At 63.0% G+C, this 14203-nt stretch carries 14 protein-coding genes and 1 tRNA gene; 5 read left to right on the top strand and 10 right to left on the bottom strand.

The window, feature by feature from the left end; translation table 11 throughout:
* Window positions 1-4 precede the first annotated feature (4 nt).
* On the top strand, window positions 5-877 hold the full coding sequence (locus tag MJ639_RS08450; RefSeq protein WP_243370295.1) for an RNA polymerase factor sigma-32: 873 nt from the start codon (window positions 5-7) through the stop codon (window positions 875-877).
* Window positions 878-960: 83 nt separating this feature from the next.
* Here the strand turns inward: MJ639_RS08450 and MJ639_RS08455 are convergent, their stop codons facing one another.
* The 5 genes from MJ639_RS08455 to MJ639_RS08475 form a co-directional block, all read right to left on the bottom strand.
* Window positions 961-2379, bottom strand: coding sequence for a M48 family metalloprotease (locus tag MJ639_RS08455; RefSeq protein WP_243370297.1), 1419 nt, complete (start codon window positions 2377-2379; stop codon window positions 961-963).
* 6 nt (window positions 2380-2385) lie between these two features.
* Window positions 2386-3219, bottom strand: a complete 834-nt coding sequence (locus tag MJ639_RS08460) for a thermonuclease family protein (protein ID WP_243370299.1) — start codon at window positions 3217-3219, stop codon at window positions 2386-2388.
* A 69-nt stretch (window positions 3220-3288) separates the two neighbouring features.
* Complete coding sequence (locus tag MJ639_RS08465; RefSeq protein WP_243370301.1) at window positions 3289-3456, bottom strand: hypothetical protein; 168 nt, start codon at window positions 3454-3456, stop codon at window positions 3289-3291.
* Window positions 3453-3599 (bottom strand): hypothetical protein, encoded by a 147-nt coding sequence (locus MJ639_RS08470; protein WP_243370302.1) that lies wholly within the window; start codon window positions 3597-3599, stop codon window positions 3453-3455. Before MJ639_RS08470 ends, MJ639_RS08465 begins: the two co-directional genes overlap by 4 nt.
* Window positions 3600-3726: 127 nt before the next feature.
* Window positions 3727-3942 carry a sugar phosphorylase gene (locus tag MJ639_RS08475; RefSeq protein ID WP_243370304.1) on the bottom strand — a complete coding sequence of 72 codons (216 nt, stop codon included), beginning with the start codon at window positions 3940-3942 and terminating at the stop codon, window positions 3727-3729.
* Window positions 3943-4076: 134 nt separating this feature from the next.
* On the opposite strand from MJ639_RS08475, the gene MJ639_RS08480 reads away from it, so the two are divergent.
* Window positions 4077-4153, top strand: a tRNA-Arg gene (locus MJ639_RS08480).
* Between the two features lie 239 nt (window positions 4154-4392).
* Window positions 4393-4587: a hypothetical protein gene (locus MJ639_RS08485; RefSeq protein ID WP_243370306.1), complete on the top strand. Its 195-nt coding sequence runs from the start codon at window positions 4393-4395 to the stop codon at window positions 4585-4587.
* Between the two features lie 85 nt (window positions 4588-4672).
* Here the strand turns inward: MJ639_RS08485 and MJ639_RS08490 are convergent, their stop codons facing one another.
* Window positions 4673-5512 (bottom strand): DUF1206 domain-containing protein, encoded by an 840-nt coding sequence (locus tag MJ639_RS08490; RefSeq protein ID WP_243370308.1) that lies wholly within the window; start codon window positions 5510-5512, stop codon window positions 4673-4675.
* A gap of 131 nt (window positions 5513-5643) precedes the next feature.
* Window positions 5644-7875 (bottom strand): glycoside hydrolase family 3 N-terminal domain-containing protein, encoded by a 2232-nt coding sequence (locus MJ639_RS08495; RefSeq protein WP_243370310.1) that lies wholly within the window; start codon window positions 7873-7875, stop codon window positions 5644-5646.
* 142 nt (window positions 7876-8017) lie between these two features.
* On the opposite strand from MJ639_RS08495, the gene MJ639_RS17880 reads away from it, so the two are divergent.
* Window positions 8018-9505, top strand: coding sequence for a response regulator (locus MJ639_RS17880; RefSeq protein ID WP_243370312.1), 1488 nt, complete (start codon window positions 8018-8020; stop codon window positions 9503-9505).
* Here the strand turns inward: MJ639_RS17880 and MJ639_RS08505 are convergent, their stop codons facing one another.
* Window positions 9506-10207 (bottom strand): gamma-glutamyl-gamma-aminobutyrate hydrolase family protein, encoded by a 702-nt coding sequence (locus MJ639_RS08505; protein WP_243370314.1) that lies wholly within the window; start codon window positions 10205-10207, stop codon window positions 9506-9508. It abuts the gene before it with no gap.
* The gene (locus MJ639_RS08510; RefSeq protein ID WP_243370316.1) at window positions 10204-11181 is read right to left on the bottom strand and encodes an amidoligase family protein; all 978 of its coding nucleotides are present in this window, start codon (window positions 11179-11181) and stop codon (window positions 10204-10206) included. Before MJ639_RS08510 ends, MJ639_RS08505 begins: the two co-directional genes overlap by 4 nt.
* Before the next feature lie 144 nt (window positions 11182-11325).
* Between MJ639_RS08510 and MJ639_RS08515 the strand changes: the two genes are divergently transcribed.
* Window positions 11326-12747, top strand: a complete 1422-nt coding sequence (locus MJ639_RS08515; RefSeq protein WP_243370318.1) for an MATE family efflux transporter — start codon at window positions 11326-11328, stop codon at window positions 12745-12747.
* Window positions 12748-12759: 12 nt separating this feature from the next.
* On the opposite strand, the gene MJ639_RS08520 is transcribed toward MJ639_RS08515, so the two are convergent.
* On the bottom strand, window positions 12760-14046 hold the full coding sequence (locus MJ639_RS08520; protein WP_243370320.1) for a hydroxysqualene dehydroxylase: 1287 nt from the start codon (window positions 14044-14046) through the stop codon (window positions 12760-12762).
* Window positions 14047-14203: the final 157 nt, after the last annotated feature.

Consider the following 14203-nt stretch of genomic DNA (forward strand, 5'->3'; position numbering starts at 1 on the left):
CACAATGGGAGAAATCTCAGGCGTTCGTCGTCGTTTCGTTCGCGCCGCCATGAATGCACCTTTTCTCGAGAGAGAAGAGGAGCACCAGCTTGCCGTGCGCTGGAAAGAACAACGCGACGAGACAGCTCTTCACCAATTGACGGCTGCGCATATGCGCCTCGTGATCGCGCTGGCAGCCCGTTTTCGTCATTACGGCCTGCCGATGGCGGATCTCGTCCAAGAAGGTCATGTGGGCCTTCTCGAAGCCGCTGCCCGGTTCGAACCGGAGCGGGAAGTCCGCTTCTCCACTTACGCAACATGGTGGATCCGCGCTTCCGTGCAGGATTACATCCTTCGTAACTGGTCAATTGTCCGTGGCGGAACAAGTTCCGCGCAGAAGGCTCTTTTCTTCAATCTTCGTCGCCTGCGCGCTCGCCTGACGCGCGGCGGTGAAGAGCGCATCTCCTCTGAAGTTCACGCGAAGATCGCCGAGGCGATCGGCGTGTCGAAGGCGGATGTGGCGCTCATGGATGCGCGCCTTTCGGCTCCCGATACCTCGCTCAATGCGCCAGTGCTCGATGCCGATCCGTCGAACTCGGCGGAGCGCGTGGAATTCCTCGTCGATACGAGCCCGCTGCCCGATGAGAGCGTGAGCGACGTAATCGATACCGAGCGTCGCGTGCGGTGGCTCAAGCAGGCGCTCGAAGTGCTGAACGAACGCGAGCTGCGCATTCTCCAGGCCCGTCGTCTCGACGACGAGCAGGTGACTCTCGAATTCCTCGGCGACCGTCTGGGAATTTCGAAAGAGCGCGTGCGCCAGATCGAAAACCGCGCACTGGAAAAGCTCAAGCGCGCGCTGGTGGACAAGTATCCTCAAGCAGCAGGCGCATTCGTCTAAGGCGTTTCGAGACCATTAGAAACACAACAGGCGAGCCGAGAGATCGGCTCGCCTGTAAGCTTTTTGATGATCACTCTTCGCGATTACTCGACGACGATCTTGTAGCGTTCACCGGCCTTCAACGGGCCGCCTCGCTCCAGACCGTTGAGCAGAAGGAAGCGGTCGAGAGCGCGGTCGATAGGCATGCGCGCGGCCATGGATTGTGCCGTGTCGCCACGCTGGGCGGTGACGATCTGCAGCTTGAGCGGACGAATGCGGCGGGCCTCCTCGGGCTCGACCTGACGCACGCTGCCGAGTGTACGCTGGAACATGTTCTCCAAATCCGCACCGCCCGTGCGAGCGGCCATGATCAGGCGATAGGTGGTGTTGCCGATACGGACGGCCGAGAGGCGGAAGGTCCATTCCTTGCCGTTCGACAGAGCCGTCACCACGGGCAGACCGTTGACGGTCGAGGGCACGAGGCTTCCCGCCTCGATGGTGTCGGTCCAGGTGGAGCGCAGCACCTCTTCCAGGCTCTGGCCCGCAGGCGTATCGGCCGCGTCGAAGAGCAGGCGCCGCTCGCCATCGCCGGACGAGCCGAGAACGGCCTGCGAGGTGTTCTCCAGGGTGAAGCCCTCCGGCGCCTCGAAGGCGACGCCGAGGCGGGCATGAATGAAGCGGCGGCCCTTCACAACGCCGTCGCTCGGATCGTCGCCGTATGACAATCCTTCGAGGGCGGACAGATATTCGAGCCGGTTCGTCTCGCCCATGCCCGGCGGTCCGGCGCGGCGCGCGGCCTGGAGCGCGCGCGAGATGCGCTCGTTGGTGCTGGGATGGGAAGCAACCCGGTTTCCGCCGTTATCCGCGCTCGAGGCGGAGCGGCCGAGCGCCGTGAGGAAACGGTGGGCGCCATAGGGGTCGAAACCCGCGCGGGCGAGCACGGTGATCCCCGTCTGGTCCGCCTCGAGTTCCTGCGAGCGGGAGAAGCTCGCAAGCGAGGAGCGTGCCTGGTCCTGGACCACGGCGGCTTCCTGGGCATTGTTCAGGACGTTCTCGGCCACACGCTCGATCAGCTCCGAGCGGGCCTGCAGCTCGTTGCGCTGCGAGGCATGGCGAAGGGTGACGTGGGCGATCTCGTGCGAAAGCACGGCCGCGACTTCCGAGGCGTCGTTGGCGAGGGCCAGAAGTCCGCGCGTCACATAGAGGCGGCCATTCGGCAGGGCGAAGGCGTTCACGACGGGGGAGTTCAGGATCGTGACCTGATAGGACTCGTCGGGCCGGTCGGTGGCCATGACGAGCCGGTTCACCGCATCGTTCAGGAGACGCTGGAGCTGGGGGGCGCGGCCCTCGCCGCCGAAGGCGGAAACCAGGCGGACATGGTCCCGGTCCCGGTCGGGCCCGAGCACGCGCGGGGCATTGGCCGGGAGCGAGGCATTGCCGAACCCGTTGCACGCCGAGACCAGGCCCGCGATCATCAGGCCGGCGGCGATCCGGAAAATTGCTGTTTGAGGTCTATCGCGCATGCTCGTTCATCGGGCCAAGCGTTTGTCGTCACGCTTTCTGCCTTGAAGATTGCCGCCTTCAAGGCGTTCGATCATCTCCGGTAAATCAACGTTAAGGGCGGTGCCTTGCCAAGGCTGCAAAATGCCTCGGGCCCGAATGATATGGCCCTTCAGCGTCTCCGCCGAAAGGCCACGCTCGGCCATCAGCGCCCAAATTCTCCGCGGAACGATGATCGTGAAATCGTCTGCCCACTGCCCCCCGAAATTGAGATAGATTCTCTGCTTACGCTCGCCGATGCTCCGGACACGTCCTTCGACGATGACGAAGCTGCCGACACGCTCCTTCAAGCGGTCAGCCTGATCGACAGGGATGGGGTTATAGCGAGCCTCGGCCCAAAGACCAAGGCGTCGTTCGCGTGCCGTTTCCTCGAGAGCCAGCAATTCGGGCTGGCAAAAGGTCGAATCCGCCCCTGGATCGACGATGGCAAGCCCTGCTTCCACGAGGCCATGGCTAAGATCGAGGTATCCTGTCCGGGCCTTGAGGGGCTGGCGGCCCCAACGGTCGCGGGTGCCTTGGGCGGTCACGAGAAGAGATTCACCGGCTCGAGCCTTGAGCCATTCCAGCGCCTGCTGCCGGTGAGCCTGATCATCTGCCAGTCTGATGCCGGCAAGCCGCGCCAGACGCTCGGAGCCGAGCACGAGATCACCCTCGGCCGTAATGCCATCGAGCCGGTCCTGTCGGGCTTCGCCCGTACAAACGGTCGAGAGGCGTGAAGCAGGACGCGGCTTCACGCCTTCCTGGGCTGCCACAGGCAGCATCACAAGGGCCGTCAGCAAACCTGCCGCAATTCCGATCCGCATCGTCGATCCCGTCTTGAGACGACGATCATACGCATGTCGAAAGGCGCGGCTAGGCTTGAGAATGCAACCCTAATGCTTTTCCTGTGCGGGGCTGTGCTTCTGAGGCTTGTGGCCGCTTTGCCCGCCCTCATTGGGTTTGTTGTGGTCGCGACTTTCCTGATGAGACATGCCGCCCTGACGAGTAGTGTCGGACTTGCCGCCGGTATCGGGCCGGTTGCGGTGGCTGGAATTTTTCATGACTTCTTCTCCTGCTGACGCTTCTGGGCGCCGTTGCCGTCCTTGCCTTGCTGGGCTTGAGTCCCCCGTGTGTTGGAGCCGCCATGGCCCTCCTGGGGAACGCCTTCGGGATTGGTGCGGGAGCCTGGGATGTTCTTGGTCATCGAAGATCCTGATCATGCGTTGTCGATGATATGGCCATGCTCGAAACGAGCGGGGCATCGAGCATGCCGGACAGGATCAATCATCGGCGCTGGCGATGGTTGCGGAGCAAATGGTGGGCGGATCGCCTCACCAGCGGATCACCAGCACCGTCTGCTTGCCGTTGCCGAGCTCGACGGCCTCGATGCTTTCCGGCTTTCGATTGTCTTGCGGCTTGGCGTCCTCGACGATTTCGAGCTCCTCCACATGGGCAGCGAAGGCTTCGTCCACTTCCGCGACGCAGAGCAGGGTATCGGGAGGAAGGTTTTCAACGACCTTGAGGAAGTCACGCAGGGTCTGAGCCATAAAATGCCTCCGGTTGCCCCCCACACCAAAGCGAAAGGTCAGCCGTGGGTTCCTTCCCGGATTGGGTGAGGAGAAGGTGGGCGCTGCAAGGGTCTGGTCCCTAGCGGAGGAGCGTGCTATCTCACCCCTCCAGCGGTCCCGTAGCTCAGCAGGACAGAGCAGCGGTTTCCTAAACCGAAGGTCGGAAGTTCGAGTCTTCCCGGGATCGCCAGTTTTCCCTCCCATTCGTCAGTCTCGGGGGCTTTCCCCAGGATGTGCCATGTCGCACCGCAGGGACATCCTTGAGCATGCTCCCTTGTTCTCGATGGGCGTCGCGTTCGGCGTTAAGCCGGTGGAGCATCAGCCGAGGGGAACATTACGCAATCGTAACATGGCCGTAAGTCTCGTGTGGCCGTGTCGCGCTTAAGCTCAAGTCATTCTTCCTGCATGATTTCGAGTGGAGCATTGCCGATGATAGCGAGCCATAAGCCTGTGGCGGATCGAGCGACGGCAGCCGTGATCCATGCCCTCGGCGAAGTCAGGGATGCCGTGCGCGAGCTGCGCCGCTCCTCGCCGGAGAGTATTCTGATCAGCCTTGCGGAACAGAAGATCGACAAACTGGAACGTGCTTATCGTCCGCATCAGGATCGTGAAAGACGATCCTGATCGGTCGCGATGTCCCAAGCCATTTGAGCTTAATGAGAAAGCGAATGATGGCGTGCTTCTTAGGTGAGACGCCGTTGCCTATGCTTCATCGTGCGATCTGCGTCACCGCCGCTTTCGCATCGTCGAGATCGGGCGCATCGATATGGCGGTAGCGGGCCTGCACGAGACCGAACAGACCGAATGCGAAAAGGCCGATGGCCGTGAGCGCCAGCAGCACCCAGCCATAGGGCTGTTGTTGCAGAGCCTTCAGAGCGCCGCCGAGTCCCTGCACTTCGGACGAGGAATGATGAAGCGCCGCGAGGATAACGAATCCGCCGATCATCACAAACACGATGCCGCGCGCGGCAAATCCCATGCGTCCCAACGAGACGATCCAGTCGTGCTTGTCGGAAGGCAGGGAAAGACGCTGGGCGACATCGCCTTTCCACGCCTTCCAGATAAAGCCGAGGCCTGTCGCTGCGATGGCAATTCCGATGAGGCCGACCACCCACAATCCGAAAGGCTTGCTCATGAGCCATGCGGTCCAGTCCTGCGCGGCCTGATCTTCACCACCACTCGAACCCTTTCCCAACACGAGGCTCAAGGCGGAGATCGCAAGGCCCGCATAGATCACACCGCTGACGAGATGCGCGCCTCTTATCGCCCAGCCCTTCATGTCGGAGCCACGACGGTCGGCATCGGTGAGCGCTTCCACCACGCGCCAGGTGCAGAAGCCGAAGAGGCCGAGCGCGACCACGCCGAGCCATATCTTTCCGAAGGGCTGTGACAGAAGTGTCTGCAGGGCAGAACGGCTGCCGCCTGTCTGCCCGCCGGAGCCGATGGCGGCGAGAAGGGCAAGGCCTCCCACAAGGCCATAGACGACACCGCGGGCGCCGTATCCCAGGCGGGCCAGGATTTCGACGGTGTTGCTATGGGTTCCAGCCATGAGAACGCTCCCTTTCGGTGGGGAGTGAACCGTCACGCTCGATCAATGTTCCTTGCGGGATTGAGTGAGAAGGATTGCGAAGCGGAGACGAGAAAAGCCGCCCGGAGATTTCGCGCGGCTTTTCGAGAATTTTACTGTGCGACGCTGGTCGAAGCCGAGGCGCGTCGTTCTTCCTGGGGCAGCTGGATCGGTTTTGTAACTTCGACCTCGCCGATGGGTTCCGCCAGGGAGCTTCCGCCGACGAAGACCTGGATGGCACCGGCTTCCACGATGTAGCTGCCGTCATCGAGATGGAAGCCGAGAGACTCCACCGGAATGCGCAGCGTGATGCGCTTGGTCTCGCCCGGATTGAGGCTGATCTTCTCGAAGGCCTTCAGCTCGCGCAAGGGACGGCTGCGGCTTGCCACCGGGTCGCGCGTGTAGAGCTGCACCACGTCCTGGCCGATGCGAGAGCCCTTGTTCGTCACGCTCACCGACACGTCGAGGCTCTGTCCGCTCTCGAGTGTCTTCTGCGCGATGCTCGCATTGGAATAATCGAACTGCGTGTAGCTCAGGCCCCAGCCGAAGGGATAGAGCGGTGTGATCGCCTCGTCGATATAGTGCAGGGTGAAGCGGTTGTTCGGGATCGTCGGGCGGCCTGTGGGCAGACGATTGTAATAGATCGGCAGCTGACCCGTGGCGCGCGGCCAGGTGAGCGGAAGCTTGCCGCTCGGATTGAAATCGCCGAACAGCACATCGGCCACCGCGTGGCCGCCTTCCGTGCCCGGATACCAGGCCATCAGGATCGACGGAATCCGCTCCGCGATCGGGCCCAGCACTTGCGGGCGTCCGCCCATGAGCACGAGCGCAATCGGCTTGCCCGTGGCGGCGAGCGCTTCCAGCACTTCGATCTGCTTGCCGTTGAGTTCGAGATGCGCGCGCGATGCGGCCTCTCCCGACAGTTCCTGCGGCTCGCCGAACACGGCGATCACGAGATCGGCGTTCTTCGCAGCCTCGACAGCGGCTGGCAGCTGCTCCGTCGAACGGCACATGAGATCACAGGCAGGAGCATGGCTCACTGTGATCCCGGCGGATTGCGCGCGCTCGCGAACGCCTTGCAGGACGGTGATGCTGTCTTCCTTGTGGCCGCGCGCGGCATGCGGGCCCATCATGTCATGAGATGCATCGGCGAGCGGGCCGATCACGGCGATGGAGCGCGTGCCGGACTTCACAGGAAGCACATCATTGTTGTTCTGCAGCAGGACGATGGTTTCGCGCGCGACTTCGCGCGCGGCCTGGCGCGATTCCTTCGACGGGAATCCGGCCTCGCTGCGGTTGGGGTCGATGGCAGGCTGATCGAACAGGCCAAGGCGGAACTTGGTGCGCAGGATTCGGCGAACCGACTCGTCGATCACGCTTTCCGGCACGCGGCCGGCGCGTACTTCGTCGGGTAGATGGTTGATATAGAGCAGTCCCATCATGTCCATGTCGACGCCGGCGAGGATCGCCTTGCGCGCGGCTTCCGCGCCGTCTGCGGCGATGCCGTGGTTGACGAGCTCGCCGATGCCGACCCAATCGGAGGTCACGAAACCGTCGAAGCCCCATTGCTTGCGCAGCACGTCGGTCAACAGCCATGCATTGGCCGTCGAAGGCTCGCCATTGAGCGCATTGAAGGCGGCCATGAAGCTCGCCGTTTTCGCCTCGGCGGCGGCGCGGAACGGAGGCAGGTAGGTGTCGTACATCTCCGCGCGTGGGATGTAGGTGGTGTCGTAATCCCGGCCGCCCTGCGGGGCGCCATAGCCCGCGAAATGCTTGGCGGAGGCGGCGAGGCCGCCCTTGCGGAAGCCTTCCACCCGCGCGGCGGTGAGAACGGAGCCGAGATAAGGGTCTTCACCGAAGCCTTCGACGATGCGGCCCCAGCGGCTGTCGCGCGACAGATCCGCCATGGGCGCGAAGGTCCAGTTCACACCGACATGGGATGCTTCCTTCGCGGCCCATTCGGATGCGAGAAACGAGAGGCGCGGATTGAAGGCGGCGGCTTCCCCTAGGGGAAGCGGAAACTGGGTGCGGAATCCGTGCAGCACGTCGAGGCCGTAGAGCAGCGGAATCTTGAGGCGCGATTGCTGAATGAGCGCCTGGGCGCGGGCAACATCCTGAGCATTGTTGAAGTTCAACACAGCTCCGACCTTACCCTCCGAAAGATCCTCCCAGCGCAGGGGAGGGCCGTGGGAGACGAGGTTCAGCTGGCCGACTTTCTCCTCGAGGGTCATCTGTCCGAGCAGCTCGTTCACGCGCCGTTCGATGGCCTCCTGCGCTTTGGCCCCGCTCAGAGGCAAGGCAACGGCCAGGGCGGAAAGAAGGCCTAGGACATAAGAAAGCCGCACATTCGTCTCCTTAATCAAGCACGAAAACTTTATTACAAGCGTCATCTCGCTTGTCATTTATCCGTGCTACACAAGATAGCGTCCGGAAGTGGCGTCTTGCGGGCGCTAGGTCAATGGATTTGTGAAAAACGCGAGCGGGTTCGTGCAGGCGATTTTAAGGCTGTCCTTTCTGTTTCTGTCCAGCGCCCTGATCCTGTCAGGTTTGGCGTTGGCGGGGGCTGCCTATACCCGCAATTCCGAGATGATCGTGGTGGCCCTGGCCTTCTTCCTGTCGGTCGCCGCCGGCGCTCCGCTTTTGGTCGGACGCCAGCTCCGAAAAATCCTCGACGAGCATGAGCAGGCCATCGAGGAGGCCTCGCTCTTCAAGGCCATGTCGTTCGAGCAACCCGCCGAACCCGCGGACCTTGCCCTCCCGGAAGAGCAGCCTGCTGTTTCAGAGGACGAGGAGGCCCTGCGGCGCGACCAGAAGGCGGAGGCCCTTGAGCGCCTGCGCGATGGAATTACCCACGACCTCAACAACAAGCTGATGGTGATCAGCGCCAATATCGATGCCGTCGCGCGGCAGATGAAGGACCAGCCTTCGATCCAGCGCAAACTGCTCTCGGCGCTGGTAGCCTCCGACCAGGCCGCGAAGCTCATCGCCAAATCCGCTGCCTTCGCCAGGCAGAGCGAGCCCCAAGTCCAGTATCTCGATCTGTCCGAGAGAATCGGTTCGGTCGCAGCGCTCATGGGTCGCTCGCTCCTGCGTGATACGGTGGAGCTGCGCGTGGAGATCGACGAGGAGCTTTGGCCCGTGGAGGCCGATCCGGATGATATCGAGACGGCGATCGTCACCTTGAGCGCCTATGTGCGCGATGCCCTGACCCAGGGCGGCGCGATCAACCTGGAAGCGCGAAACGCCCACATTGAGAAAGGCGCTCTTCCCAATCTCGGTGTCGAAGGCGAGTTCGTTCAGCTGACCATCCGCAGCATTGCTGGAGATGATGCGCAGGAGCTCGACGAGATTGCCGAGCCTGCCTTCACATTGCAGGACATCGATGTGTCCTCCTGGCTTCGCCTGAACCGCAGCCTGCATTTCCTGCAGAGCATCGGCGGGGCTTCGACCGTTTCCCGCAGCGGCGCGGATGTGGCGATCACCCTTTATCTTCCGCGCGCTCAGGCCGCGACGCTTCTGTCCTACGGCGCCATCAACGACGACGAGCTGCCGAGCGATGACGTGCGGCAGAATGCGGAAATCCTCATCGTCGACGACGAGCTGGAAGTGGCGCTCGCCCTACAATCGACGCTGGAGGAATTCGGCTACGTCACCAGCATCGCCACGGATGCCGCGCAGGCGATCAAGAATCTGGAAGCGCGCAGGCCGGGCGTCGTACTGACGGACGTGTCCATGCCCGGCACCATGAACGGCGTCATGCTGGCCCGCGAAGTGCGGCAGATCTTCCCCGACCTTCCGGTGTTGCTGATCACGGGCAATCCGGTCGTGGCGGATGAGGTGAGCGAATTCCCGCTGCTGCAAAAGCCCATCATCAGCCGTGATCTGCATGCGGCGATCCAGCGGCATCTCATGCCGAAGGAAGAGACCAACAAGGTCATTCCCCTCTTCCCGCGCAACACCAAGCGTGTGAGCTGATCACGTCAACAAGGCTTCAGCCGACAGGGGAGCCGCCACGTCGCGGGCCGCTTCCGCGAGCGCGGCGAACAGCCGTTGCTGCGGCTTCTTCCAGACCAGAAGCTCCGGATGCCATTGAACGCCGACGAGGAACGGCGCCTTATCGTTCTCGATGGCCTGCACGATTCCGATCTCGTCCCGCGCTGCAATCGCGAGCCCTTCACCAAGCCGGTCAACCGATTGGTGATGCAGCGCGTTCACCAAGCAGGGATTGCAGCTGAGGATGCGGTCGAGGCGAGAACCGGCTTCGATGCTCACGCGCTTCTTCGGCAGAACCGTGCGCATCTTCGGCGCCTGCACATAGACCTCGTAGATATCCGTATGCAGGGTGCCGCCGAGAGCGACATTGATCATCTGCGAGCCGCGGCAGATGCCGAGAACGGGAAGCTGACGGGGAAGTGCTGCTCTCAAGAGCGAGAGTTCCATCTTGTCCCGTTCCGGGTCGATGCGCACGTCGGGCAGAACCTTGCCGCCATAGATCTCCGCGCCGATATCGTCGCCGCCGCCGATCACGAGGCCCTGCAGCGGCTCTTCCGGCAATGGCTCTCCCGGCATGATGCGGACCGAGCGCGCGCCCGCGCGCGCCAAGGCCAGACGATGCATGAGGTAGCTGCGCCAGCCGCCGCGTCTGGATGTGGTGACGCCGATCAGAGGTCTCGTCATGAGCGCACGACCTGCTCGACCACATTGGCCCAGCTTTTGTCCTCGCCCTCAAAAGCAAGGTAGGTGCGTCCCACCATGTCCAATCTCTCGCGGTCGGCCGCGAGGCGCTCCACGGCAACCCAGCGGTTCCAGTCCGGCGCGATGCTCCATCCCGGATCGCTCACGCGCGCATCGGGCAGCCGGTAATGGAAGGTCGGGCGTCCGTTGATCTTCTCGTTCGGCAGCACGGCGCGCACGCGGTCCTTGTCGAGATGATGCAGGAGCGGCAGCAGATCGAGGTCGCGGTTGCGGGTGGGATTCGCGGACAGATAATCGTCGATGAAACGCGAAATGTCGGGCCAGTAATCGGGCGAGACGACCTTTCGCACATAATCCGTCGGGAAGGGATCGGCGAAGCCGAGAAGCCCGCGGGTGCGGTCCGGCGACACCTCGCGGCGCAGCCACGGATTCAGGAGGACGAAGCTCTTCATGAAGGCGGCAAGCGTCTCGGCATCCTGGCTTGGAATTTCCGGATTGAAATGCAGCCCGAAGGCATAAAAGGGCGCATCCTGCGTGCCCTTCGCGCCGAGTTTGCGCAGGATGCCGAGGATCCGGTCGAGCTCCTGCAACCTGTCGATGGGAAACGGCGCTGTCACCAGCTCGCAAGGCACCAGATAGCTCGCGGCGAAACCGAAGAGGGCCGCCAGTTTCGGCAGCACGCCTTTCGGCCCGCTTCCGCCCTTGCCGGGATGGAGAATACGGCTGTCGAGTTCCACCGTCATCTCGCCGATGATGGAATCCCTCAGGCAGAAGGAATGGGGGTCGACCTCGATGATTCGCCCGCCCAGGGTCTGATGCAGGGCCTGAACCGTTCTCTCGGCGGAGGGGCCGACAAATTCGATCTCTACCCCGACCGTGCGCATTGCGCCGCTCTCGTTACGAAGCAGGGGCGGGGAAAGGAAATCGATTGCGGTCGGAAGCGCGATCTGCGCCATCGAAAACTCCGGCGAAACACGAATGCGTGCGGCGTGGAAATGAACGGGTGCGCCCTGGCCGAGTTCCTTGGTTTTCGCTTTCCCCTCTCTTTTCGAGGCTGTGGTGTGGCTTTCAGGGCCTCTTTTGGGTAAAAACCCGCCATCATGAGCGCGAAAATTGAGACATTCGACAAATCCGCCTGGTTTGCGGAGCTGCGGGCAACGTTGTCCCTGGGCTGGCCGCTGATCCTGACGAACGTGGCGCAGAACGCCCTGACGACCACGGATGTCATCCTCATGGGATGGATGGGGTCCAGCGCGCTGGCGGCGGGGGCGCTCGGCACGAATCTCTATTTCGCATTCCTCATTTTCGGCATCGGCCTCATGAGCGCGGTCTCGCCCCTGGTGGCCGAGGAAATCGGTCGCCGCCGTCATTCCGTGCGCGAGGTGCGCCGCACGGTCCGGCAGGGCTTCTGGGCCGCGCTGACTGTGGCGGTGCCGATCTGGATCGTGTCATGGAACGGCGAACTCATTCTGTTGGCGATGGGACAGGAGCCTTTGCTCGCCCATGAGGCGGGGCAATTCATGCGCGCCCTGCAATGGAGCCTGCTGCCCTTCCTGCTCTATCTCGTGCTCCGCTCGTTCCTGGCCGCGCTCCAGCGCCCCGGCTGGCCGCTCGTCATCGTCCTCATCGCAGTGCCGGTGAACCTGGGGGCCGCCTATTGCTTCATGTTCGGCAAGTTCGGCATGCCCCATCTCGGGCTCATTGGCGCGGGCGTCGGCACGGTGCTGTCGAGTACTTTCATGTTCTTTGCGCTCGCCCTCGTGATCGTTCTCGATCCGAAGCTCCGGCGCTATCAGATCTTCGGCCGTTTCTGGCGTCCCGACTGGCCGCGCTATCGCACCCTGTGGCGGATCGGCGTGCCTATCGGCCTGACGCTTGCTTTCGAGGTGACGATCTTCAACGCGGCGGCCCTGCTCATGGGGCGCATCGGCGCGAACGAACTCGCAGCCCACGCGATCGCGCTGCAGATCGCCTCCTTGTGCTTCATGGTGCCGTTCGGCCTGAGCCAGGCGACGACGGTGCGTGTGGGCCGCGCCTATGGCGCGCAGGATGCAGCGGGTGTCACACGCGCGGGCTGGACGTCCTTCGTGTTGGCCACGAGCTTCATGATCGTCACGGCTTCCTTGATGCTCTTCACGCCGCGTCTGCTGCTGAGCGCTTTTCTCGACCTGGACGATCCAAACAACGCGGCGGTGATCGGCTTTGCCGTGTCCTTTCTGGTCATGGCGGCGATCTTCCAGCTCGCTGATGCATCGCAGGCGGTGGGCGCCGGCATGCTGCGCGGATTGCAGGATACGCGCATACCGATGATCTATGCAGCCATCGGTTATTGGGGCGTCGGCCTTCCGCTCGGCGTTGTGCTGGCCTTCGGCACGCCGTTGCGCGGCATCGGCATCTGGATCGGTCTGGCGACAGGCCTCGCCGTCGTTGCCTGCCTGATGCTCTGGCGCTGGATGCGCCGCGACAGGCTCGGTCTCGTCACGGCGACGCCGCAGGATGTTCGGGAAGCCCTCGCGGCCTGATCGCGCGTCACATCATGCTGCGTCTTCCCGCCGTGAGGCAGGATGACGGATGATGGATGCCCCGGCGGCAGGCGCGTTGCGAAGAGCTGCAACCGCTTCTTCGCCCGAAGCGACGGCGCTCTCGATGGTGGTGGGAAGTGCACCGATCCAGTCTCCCGCGAGCGCCAGATTGGCGAGCGGACGCACGGGCGGCTGCGGAAGAGGCATAGCAGCCTGACGGATCGTTGCGCGCCTTTCTTTGACCACGCGCGCTTCGGGCTGGCTGTCGATGGAAACATCGAGACCGAGTTCGCGAAGAACCGGCGCGATCTCGCGCCAGACAATGGCGGCAATATCATCAGCGTTCGCATGCATCATCGCTTCGGCGGCGGCGATGGTCACGCTCACATGATCGCGGCGCACGAGAAGCCATTGCGTCAGCGCGCCGAGGCAGCCGATGAAGCGCGGCTTCTCAAAGCCTTTCAGGCGAAAGTGAACATTGAGGATCGCCTCGAAACGTTGCGGCACCGGAAGTGTCGGCAGGAGTCTTTCGATCTCGTAAGGCGGCAGGGCCAGAATGATCTGATCTTCTGGACCGAGCGCGATGGCGCGGTCCGTCAGACTCAAACCGACGACACGCTCGCCTTGGGTGATCAGGCTGCGCAGGCGTTGCCCTGTGAGGATAGGAACATCCCGCGCCTGCAGGGTTTCGACGGCAGGCTGAACGAGGTCGCCGCTCAAGCCGTTCTTCGCGATGAGCAGCCGCCCGGCACGCGGCCACAGTAAATGGCGCAGGGCAAGCGCCAATCGCTTGGCCGACGCCACATTGGGCGGAGTATTGAGCATCGCAATGGTGAGAGGGCCGATCAGGTTGTCCATGATAGGCCTGTCGCCGATGATGGAAGCGACCGAGCATTCCTGCAGCGGGAAGGCGAGGCGCATGATGCGTGTGAGATCGGCGATGCCGAGGCCCCTCGGACGACGCGACGGCCACAGCCAGGACCAGGGCGAAAGGCCGATCCGCCGCATCGCGCCGGTGCGCAAATCGTAGATGGGAAGGCCCTTCTTCTCCGGCTCGACCCAACGGTCGCGAGCGCCCACCGCCTTGAGCAACTTCATCGTGCGCCGATTGGCCGTGAACAGCACATGGGTGCCGTTGTCGTGCGAGAAGGCATCGGAGGGATGCACGGTGCGGCAACGTCCGCCTGGTCGGGGGGAGGCTTCGTAGAGAACGGCTTCTCCACCCTCCCGCGTGACGGCAAGGGCGGCGCTCAACCCCGCAATGCCGGCACCGATGATATGGGTGCGTTTCGTCGTCATACGCACCTCATGGCGCAACCGACGATGACGGCCTGCGAAGCATCTAACATTGGCCTGGCAACCCTTGTTGAGGCGCGAGAGCGATAAAACCCAATAACCCGTTCCAAGTAGATCAGGCGCTCTCGGCGGCTAGAGGCAACATCCGCAAAGAAGGAAA

Source organism: Microvirga solisilvae, assembly GCF_022808595.1.
GTDB classification, from domain to species: Bacteria; Pseudomonadota; Alphaproteobacteria; order Rhizobiales; family Beijerinckiaceae; genus Microvirga; species Microvirga solisilvae.

Coding starts and splice junctions, on each gene's coding strand:
- MJ639_RS08450 (WP_243370295.1), top strand. CDS start 5: ATGGGAGAAATCTCAGGCGTTCGTCGTCGTTTCGTTCGCGCCGCCATG.
- MJ639_RS08455 (WP_243370297.1), bottom strand. CDS start 2,379: ATGCGCGATAGACCTCAAACAGCAATTTTCCGGATCGCCGCCGGCCTG.
- MJ639_RS08460 (WP_243370299.1), bottom strand. CDS start 3,219: ATGCGGATCGGAATTGCGGCAGGTTTGCTGACGGCCCTTGTGATGCTG.
- MJ639_RS08465 (WP_243370301.1), bottom strand. CDS start 3,456: ATGAAAAATTCCAGCCACCGCAACCGGCCCGATACCGGCGGCAAGTCC.
- MJ639_RS08470 (WP_243370302.1), bottom strand. CDS start 3,599: ATGACCAAGAACATCCCAGGCTCCCGCACCAATCCCGAAGGCGTTCCC.
- MJ639_RS08475 (WP_243370304.1), bottom strand. CDS start 3,942: ATGGCTCAGACCCTGCGTGACTTCCTCAAGGTCGTTGAAAACCTTCCT.
- MJ639_RS08485 (WP_243370306.1), top strand. CDS start 4,393: ATGATAGCGAGCCATAAGCCTGTGGCGGATCGAGCGACGGCAGCCGTG.
- MJ639_RS08490 (WP_243370308.1), bottom strand. CDS start 5,512: ATGGCTGGAACCCATAGCAACACCGTCGAAATCCTGGCCCGCCTGGGA.
- MJ639_RS08505 (WP_243370314.1), bottom strand. CDS start 10,207: ATGACGAGACCTCTGATCGGCGTCACCACATCCAGACGCGGCGGCTGG.
- MJ639_RS08510 (WP_243370316.1), bottom strand. CDS start 11,181: ATGGCGCAGATCGCGCTTCCGACCGCAATCGATTTCCTTTCCCCGCCC.
- MJ639_RS08515 (WP_243370318.1), top strand. CDS start 11,326: ATGAGCGCGAAAATTGAGACATTCGACAAATCCGCCTGGTTTGCGGAG.
- MJ639_RS08520 (WP_243370320.1), bottom strand. CDS start 14,046: ATGACGACGAAACGCACCCATATCATCGGTGCCGGCATTGCGGGGTTG.